This is a genomic window from Clostridium sp. TF06-15AC (assembly GCF_003481165.1).
In the GTDB taxonomy this organism is placed as follows: Bacteria; Bacillota; Clostridia; order Lachnospirales; family Lachnospiraceae; genus Otoolea; species Otoolea fessa.
Genome location: NZ_QUKS01000007.1, coordinates 1 through 26,159, shown reverse-complemented (window position 1 = coordinate 26,159; position 26,159 = coordinate 1). Strand labels below are relative to the sequence as shown.

Annotated in this window: 23 protein-coding genes; 3 read left to right on the top strand and 20 right to left on the bottom strand. The window is 49.2% G+C overall.

Features of this window, described 5'->3' with window-relative positions:
* Positions 1–7: 7 nt before the first annotated feature.
* The 3 genes from DXC57_RS12930 (at position 8) to DXC57_RS12920 (ending at position 3,461) form a co-directional block, all read left to right on the top strand.
* Complete coding sequence (locus DXC57_RS12930) at positions 8–829, top strand: ABC transporter permease (RefSeq protein ID WP_022358845.1); 822 nt, start codon at positions 8–10, stop codon at positions 827–829.
* Complete coding sequence (locus DXC57_RS12925) at positions 829–2,757, top strand: extracellular solute-binding protein (protein ID WP_118653008.1); 1,929 nt, start codon at positions 829–831, stop codon at positions 2,755–2,757. The genes DXC57_RS12930 and DXC57_RS12925 overlap by 1 nt, the downstream gene beginning before the upstream one ends.
* Before the next feature lie 272 nt (positions 2,758–3,029).
* Positions 3,030–3,461, top strand: a complete 432-nt coding sequence (locus DXC57_RS12920; RefSeq protein ID WP_118653006.1) for a NifB/NifX family molybdenum-iron cluster-binding protein — start codon at positions 3,030–3,032, stop codon at positions 3,459–3,461.
* A 51-nt stretch (positions 3,462–3,512) separates the two neighbouring features.
* On the opposite strand, the gene trmL is transcribed toward DXC57_RS12920, so the two are convergent.
* From trmL to DXC57_RS12815, 20 genes are all read right to left on the bottom strand, one after another.
* A complete protein-coding gene (gene trmL, locus DXC57_RS12915) occupies positions 3,513–4,007 on the bottom strand; it encodes a tRNA (uridine(34)/cytosine(34)/5-carboxymethylaminomethyluridine(34)-2'-O)-methyltransferase TrmL (protein ID WP_022358848.1) in 495 nt (164 codons plus the stop codon).
* Positions 4,001–5,176 carry an aminotransferase class I/II-fold pyridoxal phosphate-dependent enzyme gene (locus tag DXC57_RS12910; RefSeq protein WP_118492791.1) on the bottom strand — a complete coding sequence of 392 codons (1,176 nt, stop codon included), beginning with the start codon at positions 5,174–5,176 and terminating at the stop codon, positions 4,001–4,003. Before DXC57_RS12910 ends, trmL begins: the two co-directional genes overlap by 7 nt.
* Positions 5,173–5,655 (bottom strand): Lrp/AsnC family transcriptional regulator, encoded by a 483-nt coding sequence (locus DXC57_RS12905; RefSeq protein WP_022358850.1) that lies wholly within the window; start codon positions 5,653–5,655, stop codon positions 5,173–5,175. Before DXC57_RS12905 ends, DXC57_RS12910 begins: the two co-directional genes overlap by 4 nt.
* Before the next feature lie 14 nt (positions 5,656–5,669).
* The gene (locus DXC57_RS12900; protein WP_118653004.1) at positions 5,670–6,287 is read right to left on the bottom strand and encodes an AIR synthase-related protein; all 618 of its coding nucleotides are present in this window, start codon (positions 6,285–6,287) and stop codon (positions 5,670–5,672) included.
* 115 nt (positions 6,288–6,402) lie between these two features.
* Positions 6,403–7,920, bottom strand: coding sequence for a VanW family protein (locus DXC57_RS12895; RefSeq protein WP_243101479.1), 1,518 nt, complete (start codon positions 7,918–7,920; stop codon positions 6,403–6,405).
* A gap of 127 nt (positions 7,921–8,047) precedes the next feature.
* Positions 8,048–8,773: a 3'-5' exonuclease gene (locus DXC57_RS12890; RefSeq protein ID WP_118653002.1), complete on the bottom strand. Its 726-nt coding sequence runs from the start codon at positions 8,771–8,773 to the stop codon at positions 8,048–8,050.
* A 191-nt stretch (positions 8,774–8,964) separates the two neighbouring features.
* Positions 8,965–10,767 carry a B12-binding domain-containing radical SAM protein gene (locus DXC57_RS12885; RefSeq protein WP_118653000.1) on the bottom strand — a complete coding sequence of 601 codons (1,803 nt, stop codon included), beginning with the start codon at positions 10,765–10,767 and terminating at the stop codon, positions 8,965–8,967.
* A gap of 4 nt (positions 10,768–10,771) precedes the next feature.
* The gene (locus DXC57_RS12880) at positions 10,772–11,824 is read right to left on the bottom strand and encodes an L-threonylcarbamoyladenylate synthase (RefSeq protein ID WP_182457317.1); all 1,053 of its coding nucleotides are present in this window, start codon (positions 11,822–11,824) and stop codon (positions 10,772–10,774) included.
* A 204-nt stretch (positions 11,825–12,028) separates the two neighbouring features.
* Positions 12,029–12,766, bottom strand: a complete 738-nt coding sequence (locus DXC57_RS12875) for an N-acetylmuramoyl-L-alanine amidase (RefSeq protein ID WP_347502091.1) — start codon at positions 12,764–12,766, stop codon at positions 12,029–12,031.
* Positions 12,767–12,853: 87 nt separating this feature from the next.
* The gene (locus DXC57_RS12870) at positions 12,854–13,726 is read right to left on the bottom strand and encodes a YitT family protein (RefSeq protein ID WP_118652996.1); all 873 of its coding nucleotides are present in this window, start codon (positions 13,724–13,726) and stop codon (positions 12,854–12,856) included.
* A gap of 110 nt (positions 13,727–13,836) precedes the next feature.
* Positions 13,837–15,291, bottom strand: a complete 1,455-nt coding sequence (locus DXC57_RS12865; RefSeq protein ID WP_118293786.1) for a sigma 54-interacting transcriptional regulator — start codon at positions 15,289–15,291, stop codon at positions 13,837–13,839.
* A gap of 149 nt (positions 15,292–15,440) precedes the next feature.
* Positions 15,441–16,808 carry a sodium/glutamate symporter gene (locus tag DXC57_RS12860; RefSeq protein ID WP_022358860.1) on the bottom strand — a complete coding sequence of 456 codons (1,368 nt, stop codon included), beginning with the start codon at positions 16,806–16,808 and terminating at the stop codon, positions 15,441–15,443.
* A 152-nt stretch (positions 16,809–16,960) separates the two neighbouring features.
* Entirely contained in the window at positions 16,961–18,130 is a 1,170-nt protein-coding gene (locus tag DXC57_RS12855) for an alanine dehydrogenase (protein ID WP_118652994.1), read from the bottom strand.
* A 333-nt stretch (positions 18,131–18,463) separates the two neighbouring features.
* Positions 18,464–19,141: an RraA family protein gene (locus DXC57_RS12850; RefSeq protein ID WP_118652992.1), complete on the bottom strand. Its 678-nt coding sequence runs from the start codon at positions 19,139–19,141 to the stop codon at positions 18,464–18,466.
* A gap of 84 nt (positions 19,142–19,225) precedes the next feature.
* On the bottom strand, positions 19,226–20,479 hold the full coding sequence (locus DXC57_RS12845) for an SLC13 family permease (protein ID WP_118638472.1): 1,254 nt from the start codon (positions 20,477–20,479) through the stop codon (positions 19,226–19,228).
* 9 nt (positions 20,480–20,488) lie between these two features.
* Positions 20,489–21,535: a beta-propeller fold lactonase family protein gene (locus DXC57_RS12840; RefSeq protein WP_118638471.1), complete on the bottom strand. Its 1,047-nt coding sequence runs from the start codon at positions 21,533–21,535 to the stop codon at positions 20,489–20,491.
* Between the two features lie 263 nt (positions 21,536–21,798).
* The gene (locus DXC57_RS12835) at positions 21,799–22,680 is read right to left on the bottom strand and encodes a LysR family transcriptional regulator (RefSeq protein WP_118652990.1); all 882 of its coding nucleotides are present in this window, start codon (positions 22,678–22,680) and stop codon (positions 21,799–21,801) included.
* Between the two features lie 180 nt (positions 22,681–22,860).
* Positions 22,861–23,640 (bottom strand): hypothetical protein, encoded by a 780-nt coding sequence (locus tag DXC57_RS12830; protein WP_147354105.1) that lies wholly within the window; start codon positions 23,638–23,640, stop codon positions 22,861–22,863.
* Positions 23,641–23,851: 211 nt separating this feature from the next.
* Positions 23,852–24,733, bottom strand: a complete 882-nt coding sequence (locus DXC57_RS12825) for a LysR family transcriptional regulator (RefSeq protein ID WP_118652986.1) — start codon at positions 24,731–24,733, stop codon at positions 23,852–23,854.
* A 763-nt stretch (positions 24,734–25,496) separates the two neighbouring features.
* A partial coding sequence (locus DXC57_RS12815) for an RNA-guided endonuclease TnpB family protein (protein ID WP_147354104.1) occupies positions 25,497–26,159 on the bottom strand: 663 nt, incomplete at its 5' end.

Below are 26,159 nucleotides of genomic sequence, written 5' to 3'. Positions count from 1 at the left end.
ACTTAGCATGAAATCAAACGTGAAACGGCTCTTCGCCGGTCCTTATATTCTCTGGATGATCGGTTTTACCATCATCCCGCTCCTGCTGATCGTATACTACGGTCTGACAACCAAAAGCGGGGCATTTACACTGGCAAATGTCTGTTCCATCACGACACCGGAGCATATGAAGGCGCTGCTCTTATCCCTGGGTCTGTCTCTGGCTGCGACCGCCATCTGCCTGCTTTTGTCCTATCCGCTGGCTTTGGTGCTGCGCCGCCGCGGCATTGGGGCAGGCAGCTTCATGGTATTCGTCTTCATCCTTCCGATGTGGATGAATTTCCTGCTCCGCACCCTCGCGTGGCAGACGCTCCTGGAGAAAAATGGCGTTATCAACGGCATTCTTTCCTTTCTCCATCTGCCAAATATTGCCATCATCAATACCCCGTGGGCGATCATTCTGGGCATGGTATACAACTTCCTGCCTTTCATGATTCTCCCGATTTATAATGTGCTGGCAAAGATCGACGACAATACCATCAACGCCGCCAAAGACCTGGGTGCAAACAATTTCCAGACACTCATTCACATCTGGATTCCACTCAGCATCCCGGGCATCATCAGCGGCATTACCATGGTATTTGTCCCGGCGCTGACAACCTTCGTTATTTCCAGTCTCTTAGGCGGCAGCAAGATTCTGCTCATCGGAAATGTCATCGAGCAGGAGTTCACCAAGGGAAGCAACTGGCACTTAGGTTCCGGTCTCTCGCTGGTTCTGATGATTTTCATTTTACTGAGTATGGCGCTTATCGCCAAATACGATAAAGAAGGGGAGGGCAATGCGTTCTGATGAAACATAACCGCTTAAAACAGTTTTTCCAGGACTTTTACCTGGCGCTCATCCTGCTCTTTTTATACATCCCGATCGTGACCATGATCGTTTTGTCCTTTAACAACACAAAATCGAGAACCGTCTGGGGCGGTTTTACCACCCGCTGGTATACGCAGATGTTCCAGGATTCCGCCATCATGAATGCCTTAAACAATACGCTGCTCATCGCGTTTGCGTCGGCTCTGATCGCGACCGTCATCGGCACGATCGCCGCCATCGGCATCAACAGCATGAAACGGATTCCGCGCACCATCGTCATGGGAATCAACAACATCCCGATGCTGAACTCCGATATCGTAACCGGTATCTCCCTGATGCTGGCATTTATCGCGTTCGGTATCTCTCTCGGATTTAAAACCGTGCTGATCGCGCATATCACATTTAATATTCCATATGTGATATTAAGTGTCATGCCGAAACTCAAGCAGACGAACCGGTACACCTACGAAGCCGCTCTGGATCTCGGCGCCAGCCCGCTATATGCTTTCTTCAAGGTCGTATTTCCGGACATCGTCCCGGGTATCCTCTCCGGCTTTTTGATGGCATTTACGATGTCCCTCGATGATTTTATCATTACGCACTTTACAAGAGGTGCCGGTATGGATACCTTATCCACCCTGATCTACAGCCAGGTGCGCCGAGGCATCCAGCCGACGATGTACGCCCTGTCCACGCTGATTTTCGTGGCAGTCCTGGTGCTCCTGGTGATCACCAACTTTGCCCCGGAGAAAAAATCCACCGGCAATGCGACTGTGATTGACACAGAGACCATCAAGCGCCGCAAACGCAACAACCAGATCAAGAACGGCGTTCTGGGACTTGCCTGCACGCTGATTCTGCTTGTCGTTGGTGTCAGCACCTACAGCCGCTACACCACGACTCATTCAAACGAACTGTACGTCTACAATGCAGGCGAATATATTGATCCGGACCTGATTGAGGAATTTGAACAGGAAACCGGAATCAAGGTTACCTACGACGTATTTGAGACCCTGGAAGAAATGTATCCGGTCATCGAAGCCGGCGGCGTCAACTACGATGTAGTCTGCCCATCCGACTACATGATTCAGAAAATGAAGGAAAATGACCTGCTTGCCGAACTCAACTTTGACAATATTCCAAATGTCAAAAACATTGACCCGCAGTACATGGAAATGTCCAAGCAGTTCGACCCGGAAAACAAATATTCCGTGCCATACACCTGGGGAACCGTCGGTATTCTTTATAATACGAAGCTCATCGAAGAAAAAGGACTTCCAGTTCCGACCAAATGGTCCGATCTCTGGAATCCGGCTTATAAAGGCGAGATCCTGATGCAGGACAGCGTCCGCGATGCCTTCATGGTAGCGCTCAAAAAAGACGGCTTCTCTGCCAACTCGACCGACGAAACCGAACTCCAGCAGGCAAAGCAGGATCTGATTGACCAGAAACCGCTCATACAGGCTTACGTCATCGATCAGGTACGTGACAAGATGATCGGCGGTGAGGCAGCCATCGGCGTCATCTACTCCGGCGAGATCATGTACATCCAGGATGAGGTAGCCGCACAGAACCTCCCATTCTCCCTGGAATACGTGATCCCCGAAGAGGGAACCAACGTCTGGCTCGATTCCTGGGTAGTTCCGAAAAATGCGAAAAATAAGGAAAACGCAGAAAAATGGATCAATTTCCTCTGCCGCCCGGATGTCGCAGTCAAAAACTTTGAGTACATTACCTACGCGACGCCAAACAAGGCAGCCAAGGAAATGCTGGACAAAGAAATCCAGAACAACAAAGCCGTCTTCCCAGATGCGGAGCAGCTGAAAAACTGCGAGGTTTACCGGTATCTTGGGGATGAGGCGGACGAGCTTTATAATAGTTTGTGGAAAGAAGTCAAGTCGGATTAAGGGACTTACTGCGTTATTCAAACATTCTGTTAAAGATAGAAAAAGGCGATACCTGGCTATGAAAACCAAGTATCGCCAATTTTTCTTGCCGCACTCCTGTACGGCAGCTACCCTATGTCAGTAATGTTCTCGTACTGTCTTATTGGGAACTTCCCTTCTGCTGGTTCTTTTCTTGATAGAAATTTCTTCTATCTATCCATAAAATTAAATATACATTTATATTGATTTTTCAATTTTAAGCGCTATACTATCTCTAAAAAAGGAGGTCAATCATGAAAATTGCAGTCCCTTATGAAAACGGAGAAATCTGCTCCCACCTGGCTCAGGTAAAGGAGTTTTTAATTTTCGATGTAGTTGACGATGAGATCATTTCCACCAAAACTGTGGAACAGGCCTATTCAAACGATCCCGGCGCGCTGGTGGCATTTCTCAAAAAAGAAAATATTGCCGTCCTCCTCTGCGACGCTCTCCCAATTCCGATGATGATCGCCCTGCGCGAAACCAGCATCCAGGTTCTCGGCGGCGCCAAAGGCGCTCCTAAAGACCGCGTCGAAGACTTCTTAAACGGAATGCTTCACTTTGACCGGAGCGGAAATAACGGACCATCCTGCGGCGTCCACCTGCCGGACAACAATAAAAATGGCACTGACTCCGACGCCGAATGCGACGGAAATATCAGTGCCTGTGGGACTTGGTGCCACTAATTCCTGTTTCATCTGAGACGTTGATGACGCACGTGTGGGAGAGAATCCACCTTATTTCCACTGGAGGTGATGCAGATGCCCCTCCGTATTCATCTTCTCAAACCCATTCTGCCGCAGCGCCTCATACAGAATGATCGCCACCGAGTTTGACAGATTCAGAGAACGCGTCTCACCCCACATCGGGATGCGGACGCAGCGCTCCGGGTCTTCGATCAGGAGTTCTTCCGGGATGCCGCGGCTTTCCGGTCCGAACATGATATAGCAGTCCGGATCGTAGTGAACGTCCGTATACACCTGCGTCGTCTTCGTGGTCGCCATATACGGGCGCGCGCCCGGATTCTTCTCCAGAAAATCTTTAAAATCACTGTAAACTGTCACGTCCAGATGTGGCCAGTAATCAAGACCCGCTCTTTTTACCATTTTATCATTCAATTTAAAACCGAGAGGCTCGATCAGATGAAGCCGCGTGTTCGTTGCCACGCAGCTTCGTCCTATATTTCCTGTATTCATCGGCATCTCCGGTTCATAGAGTACAATATTTAACATTTTTTCTCTCCATCCAGCCGTGCCACAAACCGCTTGATGCGCTCGATCGCCTTCTGCAGATCCTCCAGCGAATACGCATAGGAAACACGCAGATAGCCCTCGCCGCAGTCTCCAAACGCGGTGCCCGGCACAAGCGCCAGCTTCTCTTCCTGTAACAGGCGGTTTGCGAATTCATCCGAGGTCATGCCAAACCGTTTGATGCACGGGAACATATAAAATGCTCCATACGGCTCGAAACAGTCCATGCCGAGCCCCCGGAACTCTCTCAAAAGATAGCGGCGGCGCTCATCGTAGGCTTTCTTCATGCGGGCAATGTCCTCATCGCCATTCCGCAGGGCGTCAACCGCTGCATACTGGCTGGTGGTCGGCGCACACATAATCGCAAACTGATGGATTTTCAGCATCTGTTTTAAGATAAGCGCTGGAGCCGCCGCATAGCCGAGACGCCACCCGGTCATCGCATATGCCTTGGAAAATCCGTTGATCAACACCGTGCGGTCACGCATCCCGGAAATCTCCGCGATGGAAACGTGCTTGCCGCTGTAGGTCAGCTCGGAATAAATTTCATCACTCAGCACAAACAGATCCTTCTCCTCAATCACCTTCGCGATCGCCTCCAGATCGGTGCGGTTCATGATCGCGCCCGTTGGATTGTTCGGGAATGGAAGAATCAGCACCTTTGTTTTCGGTGTGATTTTCTCCAGCAGCTTCTCCGGCGTCAGACGGAACTCATCCTTCTCCTCCAGCTCGATAATGACCGGCGTACCGCCCGCCAGCACCGTACACGGCACATAGGAAACGTAACTCGGCTGCGGAATCAGAACCTCATCGCCCGGATTGAGCATCGCGCGCAGGGCGATATCAATCGCCTCGCTGCCGCCGACCGTTACCATCACTTCTGTATTCGGATCATACTCAAGGCGCTGACGACGTTTCAGATAATGGCAGATCTCCTGGCGCAGTTCCTTTAAACCAGAGTTCGACGTATAGAAGGTACGTCCTTTTTCCAGCGAATAAATGCCCTCCTCGCGGATATGCCACGGTGTATCAAAATCCGGTTCGCCCACGCCCAGGGAGATCGCGCCCTTCATCTCGCTGACAACGTCAAAAAACTTCCGGATTCCGGACGGCGGAATATTTACAATCGTATCTGATAATGGGTTTCTCACGGAACAATCAACATCCTTTCATCCTGAGGACCGTCGCAGAGAACGGTACCATGGTCTTTGTATTTTTTAAGAATAAAATGGGTCGCGGTACTCAGCACAGAATCGATCGTGGAAAGCTTTTCTGCCACGAACTGTGCAACTGCACGCATGGTTTTCGCCTCGATCATAACGGTAAAATCATAGCCGCCGGACATCAGGTATACCGAAGTCACCTCGCTATACTGATAGATTCTCTCGGCAATCTTGTCAAAGCCCATCTCGCGCTGCGGCGTTACCTTTACTTCGATCAGTGCAATGACCTTCTCCTCATCTGTATTATCCCAGTTAATCAGGGTATGGTAACCGCAGATGATATGTTCATTTTCCATTTCGGCGATCTCCGCCGCGACCGCAGCTTCATTTTCCCCGAGTAAATCCGCCAGCTCTTTGACGCTGATGCGGCTGTTTTTTTCAATGACCGCTAAAATTCTCTCTCTCACTTTACTACCTCCTGTTAATGGGATTTTGGTAAGTCTTTCATTTTATCTATCTCATCCGGTTTTGGCCGGTCAAGAAAGCTATGTACTTCGCCGCTGTAAATCTCGCGTCCGATCGCGGTGCGCGTCCGACCGATGAGCGCCGCCGGAATGCCCTCTCTCTCCAGATTCTTTAGCAGTTTCGGACCGCTAGACGCCGTCAGCAGAATGCAGCCCTGCGACTGTAAACGGTATGGATTGAGGTCAAATACCTCGCAGACCTCCACCGTCTCCTGGCGGATCGGAAGTTTCCTAAGATCCATCTCAAATCCGAGTCCGAATCCATCAAAAAAATGCCACAGCGCTGCCATGACGCCGCCCCCGCCCGCCGGATACCACGCAGATGCGCCGAGACGGGTCAGCACTTTCCGCTCTTTATGTGCAGCAAATGTCTCCAGAAGCGGAGACGGATTCCATTTCTCATAGAGATTCTGGCATTCTCTCACATACCGTGCAGAAAATCGGTTCAAAAGCGCCGCCTCGCCGCTTTTTGCCGCCATCGAGGTACCAAGAAGCGCGGTGTAACCGACCGCCAGAAGATCCTGCTCGGCTTTCATCTCCCCGTATACCTCGAAAATTTCATCTTTTATGTTCATTCTGATTCCTTTCCCAGCTTCACATTCAAGTACAGTAATTTTCTGCGTTTACCACACCATGTTACCACAAATCTCTGCTCTCATACCATCACTATATATGATCCGATATAAGCTATCACTCCATCGGCGGCGCTGCTTCCTGCGCCGGACCGGCTGGTCCCTGCGGCTGTGCCGGGGTCGGCTCCTGTGCTGCCGGTGCTTCCGTCGGTGCCGGAACCGGATTTTCCGGCTGTGGTATCTCAGGCTGCGGTGTCTCAGGCTGCGGTCCAGCCGGAACCGCCGGTGCCGCAGCTGCAACGGCCGGACCTACACGGTAGATTGCCTTCGATGCCATATAGGTATCCGTCTGCAGCAAGGTTTTCTCCGTCTCCACGCCGTCCACGTAGACGTATTTCCAGAGCCGTGACTGCAGCCCATAGTGCGCCGACTGTTCCTTCACCCTCGCACCCGGCTTCAAAGATGCATCCACCTTTGTGATCGGCTCGCCCGGATCCTTCTTCGACAGTGTCTCCGAAACGTATTTGATCGTCCGGTTTGCCGGCCGTGTCTCTTTTCCATATATCGTAAATGAAATAGTCCCGCCGTTCACTGCCCCTTCCATATAGATCGGGGTATCGTATGGATTTTTAAATTTCAGATCCTTATAAGTACCCGCGATCGCCGAATCCTGCGATGCCGGAACGTAAGTAACAATCATCGAATGATTCTGGCGCTGGGTGATATCCATCTCCGCCAGAAGCGCTGCATTGTAGAGCGTCGTGCAGATCTGGCAGGCGCCACCGCCGACCGTATCGACTACCTGACCGTTCGCATAGGAACCTGCCGATGCATAGCCATTTTCCACCGTAAATGGGGTCAGCCATGTATAAGCCGAAAATTCTTCTCCCGGCATCAGAACCGTGCCGTTGATCTTCGCCGCACCGTTCCGCAGATTCTTGGAACGCGACACATTTCCCGGGTTGAATCCGGTACTGAATGTTCCAAGTGCATCCTGAATCGTAGATAATGCCTCTGTCGTGCGGGTCGGCTCTGCATTTTTGACTGTTGCATCCACCGAAACCGGTTCCGAAAGACCGCCCGCGAGCGCCTCATTCAGTGCTTTTGTCGTCGCATCTATGTCCACTTCCTGTCCCGCCGAAGACTGGCTGACCTGAAAGACTCCATTTTCATGCGTGATCACAGCGTCCTGCGGCGCTGTCGTAAATTCCGCGCACCGGGTCTGCACAAACTCGGCAACCTTCGCTTCATCGACCGCTGTCTCAATCTGCAGATCCATGCCGGACTGCTCTAATTCCTTCTGATTCAGATACCGGCGCAGAAGATTTCCGCCGGAAAGTTTCTCCACTTCCTCATCAATCTCGTTCTGGTTGACCCAGGAAAATCCCAGCTCCGCCGCCGTCGTCTGAACCTCATGACCTTCTACCCGGATCGAAATGGTCTGATTTTCCATCTCCCCGATCGATTTCTCAATCGTCTGATCCGCCTCTTCCCGTGTCATCCCGGAAAGATCAAACCCACCGACCTGAAAGCCCGTGGGAATCGTCCCCGCTGACGCGGTGCCCGTACCGGCTATAAGCAGTCCCATCACTGCCGCACCGCATACGCCTGCCATCCAATTTCTTTTTTTCATCATCTACCGAACCTTTACATCATAAGACCTGCCAAAATGGTTCCCGCTACCATCGCTACTACTACGATTATAATAACAACCGCTGATACGATCTGGCGTGTTTTCTGATTTGAAAATTTAAACATATCTCTCACCTCTTCTGCATTCTGCCATGCTGCGCGATAATCTGATCCGTAAGTCTCGAAATCTCATTTTTCGAAAGCGAATCAATCTGCGCAGATAAATTTATTCTATGATATTTTAGTAATTCCCGCAAGACTTCTTTTTGCTTTTTTGACGCGGGCTGTTCGCGTTTTACCTTGTAAATCAAAGGCTGCGGTGCAAACACCTCCGGCACTTCCAGAAAATACCTGTTTTTAAGCTCCTGATACAGATGGTGCGCCGCCAGCGCATCCGAAAGCGCCCGATGGCTCTCGCCCGGATCCACCGCAAAATACCGGCACGCGGCTGCCAGATTCTTTTTTTCCTCCTCCGGCATAAAATGGCGGCAGATTTTCAAGGTATCAAGCCCCGCGCGCTCAAATGTATACTTCCGGTTGACCGCCGCCCGCTTGAGAAAGCTGAAATCAAAGATAACATGATGCCCCAGAAGCGGCAGCTCCCCGCAGAATGCCAGAAGTTCCGGCAAAACTGTATCCAGCACCGGCGCATCCTTCAAATCATCGTCACAGATTCCCGTCAGCTCCCGGATGCGCGCATCCAGTTCCCGCTCCGGGTTGACAAACGTCGAATACGTCTGCACCACGATTCCATCTTCCACCCGCGCCGCGCCAATCTCGATGATCCGCTCGGTTTTGGGATTTAACCCTGTTGTCTCCAGGTCAATCGCTATATAAGAATTGTCTGTTTTTTCCATTTTATTTATCCATCGTAACTGTTCAGTACCTTCACAGTCACGCGCAGTAAATGCACAGACCTACTGAACAGTTTACTATCCATCTAATTTAAAATATGGCTATCTTACATTTCTTCCCATTCTCAGATGTTCAGACTGCCGCCATCCGCAATTTCTTTTTCCTGTCTTTCTCTGGAAAATCCCATTTCTCACTATATTTCATCCTGGGAAATGGAAAATGCCGCCGCATTGCCAAACAGAGCATCCCGGTTTTTGTAATCAAACAGCACAAAGCTTCCGTCTTCCATCCGCTCTAAATGCGCCATTTTCGCCATCTGCCTGGAATCGTATGCCTCGTAGCCCTTCAAATAACGGCGTTCCTTCGCCTCGCGCATGAAAAACTGCTTCGTCTCGTTCTTCCACTCCGACGGATCCGTTGCAAAAGATGGACGGCTCTTGACGTTTTCACGGAGGTAGAGGTCATAAATGAGAAGATCCTGATAGGAAATTTCTTTGTTCCCCCATTTCTGAATAAACAGATACAAAATCTCATACCGTGCCAGCCGGTTATGGCTCACTCCATTCAGTCCCTCTTCCTCATAAAATGCCGCCAGGCGGTCATACAAATCAAACGCATCGCCCCATTCCTGCGACAGGCATTTCATCGTGCGGCGGAACTGCCCGCTGTTGTAATAGACCTCGACCATCTCTTCCACACCCTTGAGACGGATCACCTCTTCATAGGAAAGCCAGTTGGTTCTAAGCACCTCATACGGCGGCTTGCTCTGGCTGAGCAGACCGTATTTCTGCTTCATTTCTTCCATATAGGAACCTTTCAGCACCTTCAGAAAGCCAAGCTGAAGCTGTTCCGGCTCCATTTTGTATACATCGTTGAAGGAACGATGAAAGCTCTCGATATCCTCATACGGAAGCCCCGCAATCAGGTCGAGATGCTGATGGATGTTGCCAAAGGTGTTGACCTGCGCCACACGGCGCGCCACCTTGTCCAGATCCATCGTCCTCCGGATCTCCTTCACAACCACCAGGTTCGTCGTCTGCACGCCGATTTCCAGCTGAATCAGCCCCGGACGCATCTGTTTCATCAGCGCCAGCTCGTCATCATCCAGAAGATCCGATGAAATTTCAAAATGGAAGTTGGTAATTCCATTATCGTGTTCCAGCAAATACTGCCAGATCGCCATCGAATGGCTCTTTTTGCAGTTAAACGTCCGGTCTACGAACTTTACCTGCGGCACCCTCCGGTCAAGAAAAAACTGCAGTTCCTTCGTCACCAACGAAAGGCTGCGGAACCGCACTTTTTTATCAATCGAGGACAGACAGTAACTACAGGAAAATGGACATCCACGGCTGCTCTCATAGTAAATAATGCGGTGTTCCAGCCCGCTTAAATCTCCGTAGGAAAATGGAATGTCGTCCAGATTCATGAGCGGCGCCGGGCGATGGACCTCGACGGTATCGTCCGAACAGCGTAGGACAATGCCGGGGATCTCTGAAAAACAAACTTCCGTCCCGCGCTCACACGCCTCCACCAGCCGCGTAAATGTCTCCTCGCCTTCGCCCTGCATGATCAGCTCGACCTCCGGCAGCTCATCCATCAGGTGAACCGCGTCATACGAAGCCTCCGGACCTCCCATCCAGATGCGGACCTGCGGAAGAACCTTTTTCAAATCGTGGATCAGTTCCTTCACGTAAACGATATTCCAGATATAACAGGAAAATCCCACCACATCCGGTTTTCTCCGGTAAATATCCTGCAGAATCTGATCCATCTGGTGGTTGATGGTGTACTCGCCGAGATCGATCTGGATTTCCGACACGGTTTTCGTTCGATTCGCGCCTTCTGCTGCCTCCGAAACCATTTCCATTCCAACAGCCGCACCCTGCTCATCCTTCTGTCCCAGCCCCAGCCGCTCCATCGCATATCGTCTCAGGCTGTAAATTCCCAGATTTGAATGTATATATTTGGCATTAATCGCCGCCAATAAGTACCGCATCGTCTCACACCTTCAAAATATGATAGCCAGCCGCCTTATTGAGCCGGTTCATAATCGCCCGTCCTAAATTGTCTTCCGAAAATCCTTCCGAAAAGATATATTCCGCACCGCGATCGTCAAAATCGCGCAGAACCGCATACAGGTTGTGTGCAACGGTCTCCTGACGTGCCCGCGCACCGATGCTTTCCAGCATCCCCGCCGGGTAACGGTCTTTCGTCTCGTCCGTACAGATAATTCCAACCTTGCGCCCTTCTGCCAGCTTTTCGCCTGCCAGGCGGTTGATCGTCTCCACAACTGCCTCCGTCTCGCCCTCGACCAGTGTCAGATCGGCTTTCGGTGCATAATGGCGGTATTTCATTCCCGGTGCTTTCGGGCGCACGTCCGCGCTGACTGGTCCTAAAATCGCCGGATCAATGCCGACTTCCCCGACCGTTTCACGCAGCATCTCCACGGTAATCGCACCCGGTCTTAAAACCATCGGCATTTCCTCCGTAACATCCACGATCGTCGATTCCAGACCAATTCCAACCGGACCGCCGTCGATGATCGCATCGATCTTTCCGTCCATATCCTGAAGCACGTGATCCGCACGCGTCGGGCTTGGGCGTCCCGATGTATTCGCACTCGGAGCCGCGATCGGCACGCCGGACAGACGGATTAACTCTGCCGCGATCGGATCGGACGGCATCCGGATTGCCACCGTGTCAAGCCCGCCGGTCGTTCCATACGGCACGATCGCGCTCTTAGGAAATACCATCGTCATCGGTCCCGGCCAGTATGCCTTTGCAAGCTTTTTGCCATTTTCCGGCATATTCGATACCAGCGGCGCGACCTCCTCCAGACAGGACACATGCGCGATCAGCGGGTTGTCAGACGGGCGTCCCTTCGCCGCATAAATCTTCTTCGCTGCTGCCTCATCCAGCGCATTCGCGCCCAAGCCGTACACAGTTTCCGTCGGAAATGCCACCAGACCGCCCGCGCGGATGATCGCTGCCGCCTTCTCAAGCACCTCCCGGTCATGCGCCGTAAAGTCCTTTGGATTTTCTATCTTCCACATCTGGGTGTGAAGTTCTTTTTTGGTTTCGTTTTGCATATTGATTCTTCTTTCTACTATCTTACAATGAATAAATCTATCTTCCGTACTAAGCTCGAAAATACCTCGCTAAGTACTCCTAGTATGCGCGGCATGACTCGTACTAAGCTCGAAAATACCTCGCTAAGTACTCCTAGTATACACAAGATTCCTCGCCAGTTCAAGGTTTCAGCGCCCATTCAGATACTCCATGATCCCCATATGCAGCGTATACGCCACGCGGTCCTGATATTCTTCTGTTTTCAGCAGCGCCGCTTCTTTCCAGTTAGACAAAAATCCGCACTCGACAATAACAATCGGGCATTTGACGTGGAGCAGGAGGTAATAGCTGTCATTCGGTTTGGCTTTTCTGCGGTTCTGGTCTCCCAGCGCATAGTCGAAGCGCTTCTGCAGTATTTCCGCCAGCCGTTTTCCCTTCTCCGACTTCCGGTAATAAAATACCTGAGCGCCGGATACGTCCTCTTGGTGGTAGCTGTTCTGGTGGATGCTGACGACCAGATCCGCACCGGATTCCTCGACGCGGGCGCAGCGGTTTTTCATGTCGGACATTTTCCGGCTTCCGGCTGACGTATCGTAAAGTCCCCGGTCATCCTCCCGGCTCATCACGACCTCCACATCCGACTGCTCCAGATACCATTTCAGGCGCTTCGCGATCGCCAGATTGATGTCCTTTTCCAGGCTTCCGTCCACACTCACCTTTCCCGGATCAAAATCCCCATGTCCGGCGTCCAAGAAAACAACCGGCTTTTTCTTCCCAAGCACAGCGTCCGCCCCCGCTGACGCCAGCCCCGCATACCGTGCCGCCAGAAAGACGCCGCAAAATAAAAGAAGGCAGACTGCCAATTCCACTGACAGCCGCCTTCGCATTTGTTTTAGAAACGAGTGTGTTTCAAACCATTCGTTCAAGTGCACCGCTCCTGATGCATTCTTATAATATCTATATTCGCCTTGTTCACGGCATATCCCGCTATTTTCTAATTCCAATCCCGGCTCCTACTGCTGTACCTCCGCTACATCCTTAAAACCAAGTCCAAAAATGCCCGAGGTTTCCTTCACAATCACAAACGCATTCTCATCCGTCTCCGCAATAATGCGTTTTAAACGATTGAACTCCGTTTTGCGGACGGTACATAAAACCACCGTAGTGTCCTCGCCACTGTAACCCCCCTTGCCCGGAAGCAGTGTTACTGTACGGTCAATTTCCTTGATGACACGTTCTGCGATTTTCTGCGGGTATTTCGTCACGATCGACGCCTCGCTTCCGGCGTCATTTCCGTAGATGATCATGTCGATGACCTTCGTCTGTGCGTACAGGGAAATCAGTCCAAACAGCGCCGCATCGACATTTCCAAAGACGAAGATCGAGGTGGAGAGAATGATTCCATCGATCATCATCAGGGCGCGCCCGATCGAGACATGCGGATATTTCTTCTGAAGCAGGTAGCCGACTACATCGCTTCCGCCCGTCGTCGAACCGGACAGGAAGATGAATGCCATGCCGACGCCGACCAGAATGCCGCCGTAGAGACTTCCCATAAGCTGGTCGCCCATATAAACTGGAAAGACCGGGGCGATCACGTAGTCAAGAACCACCGAACAGATTCCGCACGCAAACGCCGTCCGCAGCGCAAAGGCACGGCTCAAATGAAACCACGCCAATATTAAAAGCGGCACATTGACCATCAGTGTCAGCCGTCCGACCGGCAGGTTCGTCACATGGTTTAACATCAGTGCCACGCCGACCGCACCGCCCGGCGCAATATTCGCCGTCTCAATAAAGCTGTGCGTGCCGATACTGTAGATAAATGCGCCCAGAATCAGATATAAAAAATCTTTTACAGAATATTTTCCAATGTATTTCTCCATTTCTGCATTTCCTCCTGTTATTCTGTCTGAGCGTTCCATCCTTTCCGGGCTGATTCTGCTGGTTCTGCTTCCCGCATCGTCCTCAATTTTCCGTATCTATCCTCCATCGCTCAGATTTCTTTTTCCTGTTTTTCCTTCGCCTTTTCGCCCCGCAGCTGGCTCGCCTTTCTCTGCAGCGTCTGCCTCGGCACATCCAGAATCCGCGCTGCCTCAGATATATTTCCGTGCGCCGCCTCCAACGCCTGCCAAATCAGTTTTTCCTCATAGGCAGCCACCGCCTCACGAAGCGACGAGCAGAGTTTTGGAACTTCTTCCAGGCTTTCCGGCGTCTTTTTCCTGTCCGCCTGCTTTTCCAGCAGAAGCTTTCCCTTGATGTCTTTATACTGGAGCAAGGCGCTCGTCTCGTCCACCATGCTCATGCCGTAAACGATCACGTGTTCCAGCTCCCGGACATTGCCCGGCCAGTCATATTCTTCCAGTTTTTTTAGCAGATCCTTTGACACATACTGAACCTGCTTGTGGAACGTGCCATTGTGTTTGTTTACATAAAACTTGACAAAATGTCCAATATCCGCCTTCCGTTCCCGCAGCGGCGGAATCCGGATCGACATCATGCTCAGACGATAATAAATATCGCGCCGAAGCTGTCCTTTCTCGATCGCCTCAAGCGGTTCCACATTGGTCGCCGCAATGATCTTCACATTCGTGCGTTTCGTCTCACTGCCGCCCAGGCTGCGGAAACTGCCGTCCTGCAGAACCCGCAGAAGCTTTGACTGCAAAAACAGAGGCATCGAGTTGATCTCGTCGAGGAACAGCGTTCCGCCGTCCGCCAGCTCAAAGAGTCCCTTATTTTCCATTGCCCCGGTAAACGCGCCCTTGGACGTTCCAAATAAGATACTTTCGAGCAAGGTATCCGGCAGCGCCGCACAGTTCTGCGCGATAAACGGTTTATCCCTCCGTTCACTGGCATTGTGGATCGACTGTGCAAACACCTCTTTTCCGGTTCCCGTTTCCCCATAGATCATAACCGGCAGATCGCACGCCGCCACCACCGGTATATAGTCTCTGGCATTTTTCATTTTTTCATCCACTGCGATGATATCTTCCATCGTAAAAGATGCGCCGCTGTGTTTTTTCAGCTTTCCAGCGCCACCGACCGGGATCTGTTCCGAAGTCAGTTCCACACTCTCCGGCTCTTCCTCGCCGTCTGTCATCTCCTCCATCGACAGATCGATCGCGCCCACCACGGCGCGCCCGCTCTTGATCGGAATCGAAAGAGAGCTGATATGGATGCCCTCCTGCCCCTTGGTCTGCAGCAGCTGGTTTTCCACGTAAACCGGCAGTCCGACCTCCATCGCCCGGATCATGCTGCTGTTCTTAGCGTTCAGGTTTTCAAATACATCGAAAAAATTTTGTCCCACCAACGCCTGGTAAGCTTCTCTCTCTTTCCGGTTTGAAAATTTACTATTTAACTTTGCTGAAAACAGAATCTCGCCATCCAGGTTGATGATCGTGATTCCGTCAATATATCCTTTTCCATGAAATAACTGTCTTAAAAACTCCATGCATTTCTCCCCTGTCTGAAACACCGCTGACCGGAATCACGCGCTAAGTCTCACGGACGTTCGACTTGAATCTGCGTTCATCCGGCCTGACAACGGTGTTATGTTTACACCTGTTCCAAGTGTATCAGAGGAAACAGGCAAAGACAAGTTTATCCGATCTCCTCCACACCTGGGCGATCCAACGGAAGTTTCAGCCACCACCATTTAAATACGATATTTGCGATGATGCATGCTGCCATGATTACCAAATAGATGCCGATAAACTTCCAATGGCTGCCATTTAAGAGCATCATCGGTCCCATCGACCACGCAAACATCTCTGCCGGAGTTGTAAACGGCGCTGCAAATGCAGTATCGTTCAGCGTCTTGGAGCGGTTTTCCGGATCAACGATTCGAAGAAGGATGAAGCCGATCGCAAAAACGCCCGTTGAATAGCCAAATACGAAGATCGCGCGCTCAAACCAGCTGCCGCGGTTCATCGCCGGACCAAAGAACATCAGAGTTGCCACTACGATTACAATACCGCAGAGCAGAAGAAGTGCCAGCGGAGCTGCATATTTAACGATAACTGCCAGTTTGATGGAAGCGATTCCGAAAAACACCAGATAATCCGTCGCAGTACCGGAGATACGTCCCACTACATTTTCATCAATATAATCACCGACGCCGACTTTTCGGAAAACGAGGAACATCACGATCGCGGTCAAAAATGCCATCAGGTAATTCGGCAAATCCAGACCGATCGCTGCATAGATTCCCTTGCTGAGTCCCACACCGATACCGGATGCGATCAGCATCACTGCCAGATGCCATGCCAGCGGATCCAGGACGTTGGATGAAATAGTTTCCTCGCCCATCGACTTGCGCTCATTTTTGGGCACCAGACCACAGCGCAGATCATCGGAGATCTGATTGAAGCCTTTCATATATTTGGTCCAGCCCTTTTTCGTTCCCAGCTTGATGAAGAACAGACCGCCAAAGATACCCGATAAAATACCAACAGTTGCACAGGTCATCGCGATATCCATTGCATCCAGATCACCCAGTCTCTCAAACGCGGTACCAACAGCCGCTGCCGTTCCGTGTCCGCCGGAGAAACCAGCTGCCAGCAGCAGACCGAAGCCATAGTTAATGTTCGGGAATAATTTCGAAATTACTAAAATACTAAACAACGGTGCCAGTGAAAACTGAATCGCCTGTGCCAACACTTTATAGGAAAAATAAGAACCAATCCGGTCAATTTCCGCTTTAAAATCTTTCTTGTTGAAAGAAAATCCATTAATTCCGACACCTGCGAAAATCAGGATAATCAGAACACTTGCATAAGAACCAATATTTTCAGAAAACGGCAGGATTCCCAGTCCCTGCGCCCCGAGTGCCAGCGCGATAAATCCGGCAATCATGCTTGGCGGAATGAAAAATTTCTGTACCAACGGCACTTTTGCACGTAAAAGCTGACCAACCGCTATAAAAAACGATGCGATCGCAAAGTCCACTAAAATGTCTGTAACACTCACAGATACCCCTCCTATTCTTCTGTATCAAATGCGCCTCCAGCTATTTCCCATCTGGAAGCGCTTCTATTCTCCCCTCAAATGGCAGAGCGCTTTTCATCCGTATCCCCATACGTTTCACGAAAAGCGTTCTGCCGGTATCCTTTATCTGAAAATCACTTTTCTAATTTGATAAAGTTATCCGAATGGCTCTTGGTTGCCGACGGAGCCAGATCCAGTTTCTGATCTGCGATCTCTAAGATGTCTTCCGGACGAACCCACGGTCTGCCCTGGATGGCACTTGTCTCCTCATGGGTTAAGTATCCCTTGTAGGTGGTTAAGCTGCGGCGCAGGAAACCATCCTTTGCACATGCCTGCGCCACGCCATTGTTGATGATGCTTCTGAAGTGCGGCAGTACGGATGCTGCGTATGCGATCGAGGTAGACTGAGAAATTGCACCCGGAATGTTGCTTACGCAATAATGTACGACGCCCTCTTCGATGTAGCGCGGATTTTCATGGGTGGTCTCATGGAATGTCTCGATTGCACCATAATCGTTGCTGATATCTACGATAACGGAACCTTTCTCCATCGAGCGGACCATCTCGCGGTCGATCATGTATTCTTTGGCATCCTTCGGCCATCTAACACAATTATATACGACATCTATCTCTGGTAAAATCTTTTTCAGATTATAACGGTTGGAAATCTGGGTGTTGACTTCCTCATTGAACTGTTTTCCGATATCGCGCAGGGTTCCGATATTAATATCCATAACCGTTACCCACGCGCCCAGCGCATGAAGAACAGAGATTGCTGCGCGTCCTACCACGCCGCCTCCAATGACCAGCGCCTTAACGCCCGGAGCACCGCCGAGACCGTTGACGAATTTGCCCTTGCCGCCGTTGATGGAAAGCAGGGATTCCAGGCCAAAGAGTGCACCCGCCTTACCAGCTGCCTCACAGTTCGGTGAACCGTAACGGTGGGAATCTTCTGCGGTAAATGCAATACACTTGCTGTCGAGAAGTGCCTGTACCTCTTCCGGATGTGCTGCTGGATGGATGCAGGTAAATACGATCTGGTTTTCACGGAGCAGTTTGTACTCGCACGGTTCAAACTCTTTTACCTTTGCGACGAAATCGCAGGTTGCATAAATTTCTTCCTTTGTATCAACCAGCTTCGCGCCCTCTTTCACATATGCTTCATCCTGGAATCCAGAACCTTCGCCCGCGCCCTTCTGGACGTAAACCTCATTGCCGTCACCTACCAGCATGCTTACCTCTGCCGGGGTTGCGATGACACGGTACTCGCCTACTTTGATGTCTTTCAATACGCCAACTTTCATAATGTGTTCCCTCCATGTAATATATTTTTCTTTTTGCTTGATACTTTTGCTTGATACTCATATATACAGCAAGTTCCGTGCCAACTTTTACGTTTTTCGATTTTATTTAATATTTTTCTTTTTTATTTTCCAAAAAATTCGAGGTTTTCCTTGTAAATACAAGGTTTTTGTCGAATTAAAATTTTTATTTATTTTTTTGATAACCTTCCAGGAATGACTCGTTCTTGTCTCATTTTTTCATAATGTAAAAAAATGACCCATTTATGAGCTTTTATGTGCTCATAAATGGGTCATTCAAATTTTATTTTTAAGTCATATGCCGATTTTTGAGTCCTACTGCCCAACTTCCGCCGCTGCCAGCTTTCGCGACTCCGTCAGCGTCTTTCCCTCGCGCAGATGAACCGCCACGCGCTCCTCGCGCTTCGCGATCCGGGAGGCAGATTCGTAGACTTCCGCGATCTTTCCGGACGGAACCACGACCACGCCGGTCCGATCCATCACGACCATGTCGCCTGGAAAAATCAGGACGCCGCAGAGTGTCACCGGCACATCCACGCTGACCGTCTCGATATCGTAAGCACTCTTGTTCGGTGCAGTTCCGGCGCTGTATGCCGGAAAACCAAATGCCGCGATGTCATCGGTATCGCGTAGGCAGCCGTCGGTCAGCTCGCCTTGCACGCCGCGAAGCTGTGCCCGGAGTGCCAGCAGGTCACCGCCCGTCGATACATCCATGATACCGCCCATGGAAATCACCAGCAGGTCGCCCGGTTCCGTTTTGTCATCGATCACTTTTCCGTGCTTTGCCAGGTTCATGCCGTCCCACGGTGTACTCCGGCGCTTCTGCAAAATCGTGCGGGCAAATCCGGCTGCACGCTTCTGGGAGGGATCGATCGGATGAAGTCCCAGCACACTGCCGCGTTTTAAACCAAGTCCGTCCATGGCATCTGCCACATTTCCGGTCGGGAGGGCGCTATAGCGCTCCACCCACATCATTCTCTCTTCTGCTGTCATATTTTCCTCTTCCTATTCTCAAACCATATCTTTACAGGCTTCTGCCCGGCTCTTTCATCTATCCGATATGATGCTTTTTTTCCACTATACAAACAGATGGTAAATACCCAGGAAAGAAAATACCGCTACCACTGCCAGTGCCAGGAAGGAAACGGCAAACAGCTCTACAAACATACGGTTCTGCGGGAAACGTTCTTCCGCATTCTCCTGCTGAGAAACACCTGCCATGATGAGCGCGCCGGTTGTGGAAATCGGAGTAAATCCTACGATCGTTCCACCGATTACAATCACCGATACCAGTTCGATGGCATCTGCTCCCAGCGTTGAAGCCAGTCCGCTTGCTGTCGGAATCAGGGTCGGGAATACAACTCCAAGACCGGAACTGAAGAAGGACATAAACCCAGAAGTAATACCCATGATCATCGCAGCAGTCCGTTTGCTCATAACGTGCTCCAGAGCCGCTACCATGATATCGATACCGCCGGACAGGGAGATAACATTCATCAAAATGCCAACACCTAAAACCATGATAATCACATTCCACGGCACCATCTGAACTGCTTTCTTCTCATCACCGCAGCCAAAGATAATTAACAGCGACCCCATTAAAAATCCCATCAGGCCGACATTCCAGGAGAAGAACAGAACGCCGACTGCCAGACCAGCCAGTGCTGCCAGGGAAAGGAGCTGTTTTCCGGTAAATTTCGGAAGCTCTGCTTCTTTTCCGACTGCATTTACATCCACTTTCCAGCCTTTATAGTAAATGTAGACAAGTACCATGGTTGCCAGCGCCGTCAGAATCAGGCAGAACATGATCGGAACGGTATCTGCCTCCAGTCCCTGTGCTGCCATCAGTTCACGGACAACGGCTGCCTCCGGGGTCAGCGGACTCATACGTCCGGACATAACGCCCAGGTCTCCGATGATCGCCGTCATAATCGGGTTGATGCCTGCGGATGCCGCAACCGGGATTGCGATAACCGGGATGATTGCCAGGCTCGGAATTGCGCCCGGTCCTACGGCACTGATGATAAATCCTAAAATATAGATAACAAACGGAATCAGACGTTTCTGTTTGCCAACCAGCGCTACCATCTTGCGTGCTAAAAGTTCCAGGGTTCCGTTTCCGTTAATAATTGCAAACAGATAAGTAATACCGACCATCTGGATGCACAGGGATGCACTAAATCCCTTGATGATATCGGATGCCTTGATGCCGAATACCAGCGCCAGCACGGCAGCGATACCGGTACAGAGAATACCGACGTTACAGTTTTTCACAAAGCCAATCACGATAGCTGCCAGAAGGCAGATTAAAGAAATAAGTCCTAAGTTCATAGCAGCCTCCTATCGAAATGTAATGCAGACCGGGCTCTCGGTGTGGATGATACGTCCGGTATACTCCATGCGGCCTGTTTCCTCGCAGAGACGCATCTCTACGATGGTATCGCTGTCCTCATTTGCCGCATAAAACAAGCTGTAATCGCGGTTGAAGGAGATAAAACGTGGTGTCAGACCCAGAGTCGGGTAATAGCCTAATTCCTTCATATATCCAGTGTTCTGGTCGATACGGTAGAGCACGATAGACTCATGGATACGGTTGGAACCGATGAGAATCTCGCCATTTTTGCTGAGCAAGGATGCACTCGCCTGTCCCTCGCCCGTATAGGTATCTGGCAGAGTCGGAAGTACCTGCAGCGCCTTTAATTTACCGTTCTTGTCATCAAATGAAAGGTAGGTCATCGAATTTCCTTTTTCATTGATTAAGTAAACAAAGCGGTTGTTCGGATGAATCGATACGTGGCGCGGCTCATCGTACTCGCGTCCGCGGTAGCAGTCGGTCTGTGTCAGGCTGCCGTCCTCCGGGTTAAAACGGAATACGACGATCTGTCCGTAGCCCTGCAGTCTCGCCTGGCATACAACAAAAAGGTATTCTTTCTTCTGATCCCAAATACACTGGTGTGCAAAGGAGATAGCGCCTTCTTTCTTTCCTGCCATATGCGCAGTGTGGACAATCTCTCCCAGACTTCCGTCCGCATTGCGGCGGATGACATAGACAGCGCCGCCCTGCAGGGCTGCCACTACCATGTACTGGTTGGTGCGGTCCGGTGTGATGAAAACCGGATTCTTGCCGCCGATCTCGATGGTGTTTAAGGCAGATAAGGTTCCGTCTGCCTCGATCTTATAGCTGCTGACCTGTGTATTGTCGCCGTGTACGGAGTAGAGATATTTCTCCTCCAGATCCATCGCCTGATAGGACGGATTCGGCAGCGTCTCTAAGCACTGAATCTCTTTCCATTCGCCGGTTGCCTCCGAAATTTCGTAAACCTTTAAGCCCTTGCCGCGTGCATTTCTCTCGCGGGTGGTACGGCATCCTACGTATGCGTAACTCATGTTTGTTTCCTCCTGACCCTTTTAATGCATTTTATTTTTACCCAAAGAATCCGCGTTCCCTCGAATATGCGGATTCTTTATTTCTTGGTTTGATAAAATTGTAACATGGAGAATTGACAAATGGAAATTCAGGATTTGAATGTAGGGGTATTCCAGAATGGAATGGTGCGGGTGATGGATGAGATCGCGAGAGGGACAGCACAGACCCAGGGATATTCTTCCAGAAAATGCTTGCGCTCTTGGGTCTGCGCCTGTTACCATATTTATTTCCGCTCTATCTTATTGACGTGATAGTACTCTTCTGTAAAGGATATAAAATCCATGATATCCTGGTTCCGATAGCAGGAATCGGAAAGCATCATCCAGACGCGGCGTGAGACAGGTTCCTGCTCTTTGTTGTAGATCGGGATGAGCTGGAAACGGCTGCGGTCAAACGCCCAGTCGGAGCCGAAGAGAAAGCAGATGCCAAGTCCATTTTCTACCATCTCGATCGCGATATCCGAATATGGGACGAAATGAGCGGCATGGAGGGATTCTCCAAAGTGATCCTTCCACCACTGGTTGAGCAGCAATTTTACCATCGGATTTAAATATGATTCGATGATTGGCAGGTGCTCGACGTCCTCCAGTGCGGTCCCCATCGGCGCCATGATGTAAAGTTCTTCCTCAAACAGGCAGATTTTCTCCCCGAGAAATGGGTAATCGCCGCAGACGATCGCGATATCGATCGTTCCGTCGGTAATCTGGCGGATCAGCATATCGCTGGAGTTTGGAAATGTCTTAAACTGAAGGCGGTTGTACGCGTCCACATAACCTTTCAGCAGTTTCGGCATATGGAGTCTTGCAAAGGAGTTCGGGACACCGACGCGCACCAATTCCTTGACTCCATGGCGTTCTGAAAAATGTTCACGTATCTCGCCGAGAAAATCTAGCATGATACCTGCTTTTTTTACAAGATATCGTCCATCCTCTGTGAATGTTACACCTTGATTGCTCCGTTTGACAACCTCTATGCCCCATTCCTGCTCAATTGCCTTGACCCGCTTTGTCAGGGCGGACTGCGTTATATACAAATCCTCCGCTGCCTTGCTCATGCTGCGCCTTTCATACAGTTTTCTAAGAATCAGCCAGTCTAGTTCCCGCATTTTCTTCCAGTTCTCCTTTATCTCAACATTTTAATTGCATATTGCTTTGCACTTATTAAGTGAATGAAAAAAGAACACCATTTTTGGTAAAATCAAAGTGATCAAAGTCTTAACAATCCCAAACAAAGGAACCCTCTATGACTATAGTAAACACCTTTTCACTTCAAAGCAACCAGCAAATTATTTCTTCATATCCCTTCCCTCACAAAAATACATACTAAGTCGCAATGGTTCATTATTTATATGATACGTAAATGATTCCCCATATCCAGAATCTGTGACAACACCAAATTCGTCTTCAAAACAAACATGGTTCCATTTCTGACTGAGACATTGTTTGAAATAAGATACATCAAAGCAATGCATTCCAGCATCCGGATATTGTCTGCGAAGTTCACGCATAGATGAACAGCCCCTCTGAAAACCAAAAAATGCACCCAAATACTTTGCACTGGAAGAAAGATACTCTTCCACTTCATTAAAAGCGAACTTCTGATTCAAGATCGCATATTCATTTGAAGAGTCAAAATCAATATAATAATCCACACATCCATGACGCAATGGAAGAAGATGGCTTCCTGCTGCAATATACAAGATATTCCTTTGAAGATTCAATTTTTCGATAAGATCTTTGTACATACTTACAACTTCTTCAAACTTATCACTGACAATATAGAATGCATTTGGATTAAGCTCTTCCAGATTTGCATAACAAAAGAAATAATTGTTGATACAATCTTCTAAAATAACCTTGTTGTTGGTATCACATGTATTTAATTTATCATCAAGCCACAAATAAGCCTTCTGTATCAGACTCAGAAGCTCCGAGCTCATCATACGATAACAATTTCGTTTTGAATCTTCTCCATCATAAGGACTAATCGGACCTGTATCTCCACAGATTATTCCATTTCGAATCGCAGCACGATATCCGCAGGAACATGATAACTCTCCAGACATAATTTCCTGGTCTTCTATATTACAATTTGATAAATTTAATTTTGATTGACAATAAGGGCCTGTTCTATCTAAGCGCACAGTAAAAGATTTTTTCGTAACAAAAATAATTCTGTTTTGTGAGTTATATCATTATTTTTAAGGGTAAGCAATCCGCAGATATCATGAAAAATGAAGTTCTGCGGATTGCTTCATGAATAATTCAGGATGAATTTTATTTTCTATTTTTCCCAGCTTTCGCACCTTCCGCCACATACTCCACAAACTGCGAAAGCGCCGGGGACAGCCGCTTACTCTTCGGATAGAAAAACCAGGTATTCCGTTCCACCGGCGTCCCATCTTTCCAGAAAAGTGAAGTCAGGCATAGGTTGTGTTCATTGGCAAAATGTTCTGGAAGAAAACAAAGTGTATAACCAAACCCTCGTTCTATCATCTGCCATGCCACATCAATATAACCAACTGGCATACCATTGCCGACCGGGGTGCTGAAATTTTCATTCCACCAGCGCTCCAGAATCTCTCTTGTCCGGTCATTCGTCTTATACTCGATCCGATCTAAACCCGGCAAATCTTCCATCTTAACTGGTTCCTTCGTCACCAGGCAGGCGGCGCTTTTACCGACCCGGATGCGCTCCAGCGCCCCCTCATAATCGCCGCGGATAAATCCGACATCCACCGTCCCGTCAAGCAGCTTGCGAAACAGCGCATCGCTCTGATCCGTCACGACCTCAAACTGCACACTCGGATGTTCTTTCCGGTACTGGAATAAAAGTTCCGAAAGCATGTATTTACTGTATGTATAGGAAGAACCGATCACGATCGTCTCCTCCGTGCTCTTCTGCATTGCCGCCAGCGTCTCCGTCGTCTCCTTCATAAACACCAGATACCGCTCCGCCTGATCGGCAAGGTAGCGTCCCTCTGGTGTAAACGAAAGCCCCTTCGGCGTCCGGTTGACGATCGTCACGCCAAATTCCTCCTCCATCTGCTTGAGCCGCTTGGTCAAAGACGGCTGCGTCATGTAAAACGAATTGGCAACCTTCGTCATATTTGGATTTTTATAAAGTGCCTGTAAGATCTGCCAGTCTGTATCTCTCACGGAACATCCCCCATTTTATCACTTAAATTGATTCTGTCGTTATTTTTCTTTCTCTTCTGCCGCTTTTGGATACGCTGTTTCTTCCTGTGTTATCCTTGTTGAATCCGCATATCTTCAAATACACGTTCTTCGCCTATACTCTCTCCTTCTTCGCGACCTTCTTCACGACCAACCTTCACACCCTGTTCGAATTCCGCTTTTCAAATCAGCTCTTTCTCACGCTTTTCATCGTATTCAAATATACACACTTCTACCACCTCCGCTCGATTCCTCCTAAGAAAATCAGCCAATATATTTTCTGCGATACATTCGGTCACCGCTTTCTCAACAGCTGTGTGTATGTCTCCGTACTTGGCTGTATATCTACGAATTCTGTCAACCAAAAGCATATATTCTTTGCGTAAGTTCCTTTTTTCATAAATCCTCCTTTCTGTCAGGAGAATTTCTTCTGCTTTGTAACACTCCCGTCACCTCACAGTCAGAGCAAAATCCATCGAAAATCTCCTGCTTTTCAATTGTTACTTAATTGGATAAGCATAAGATTTTCTCAGATTCATAATTAGATTGGAATGTAAGATATACTTGAAATGTTTACAAAGAAAAATATATGCTTGATATGATAAATGTAACATATCCGAACTCATGATGCAAGGTATATGGTTGTGAACTACTCGGCAACTAAGTTACCAGAGCATCTGAAATCTGGCGGGATACCGCCTTTTTTCAGGGTGCGTCCATGACACCACTACTGCTTGCCTTGCGGCTATACAGCTACTTTTATTATTTCTGGATTCTTTAATCCGGTTACGGACAGTTCTTTCTGTTTTCCGGATACGGAAAGATTTTTACGCAGGATATTAAATGCTCCTACTGCATCCGCATTATATCTTACTCCATCCGTTATATACATGCCCCGCTCTTTTCGGTTTGATGCTTCTGCATATCTTTTTGATATTTCTGGTGAAAACGGGCTGCACTGGCTGGTATAGCTTTCTTCCTGTTTTGTCAGTGATATTCCATACAGTTTCAGTTTATACTCCAGCATGATGTAGAGTTTATTATACGGCAGTCCGTGAAACTTCTGGTTTGTCTTGTGCCCTATTTCTTTTCCTTTACGGATGTTTCGGATATCTCCTATGATTACACAGCTTATCCTTTCTTTTTTACAGTATTCTGCAAGCCATCTGGTCACCTTATGAAGGTAATCCTTTACTGCGTTCTGTTTTTTCCGATAAAGCCTCTTGATGTGTTTCGATGATCGGGGATATTTTATGCCGTTTTCCACCTGCTGTGCATACCATATTGATTGAACCCTGCTGATTTCTTTGTGAAAGTATCTTTCCAGCGAAAGATATTTTCTTCCTAGAATAAAACTCCTTCCATTTCCGGAATCATAACAGGTCATCAGATTATGAATTCCAAGATC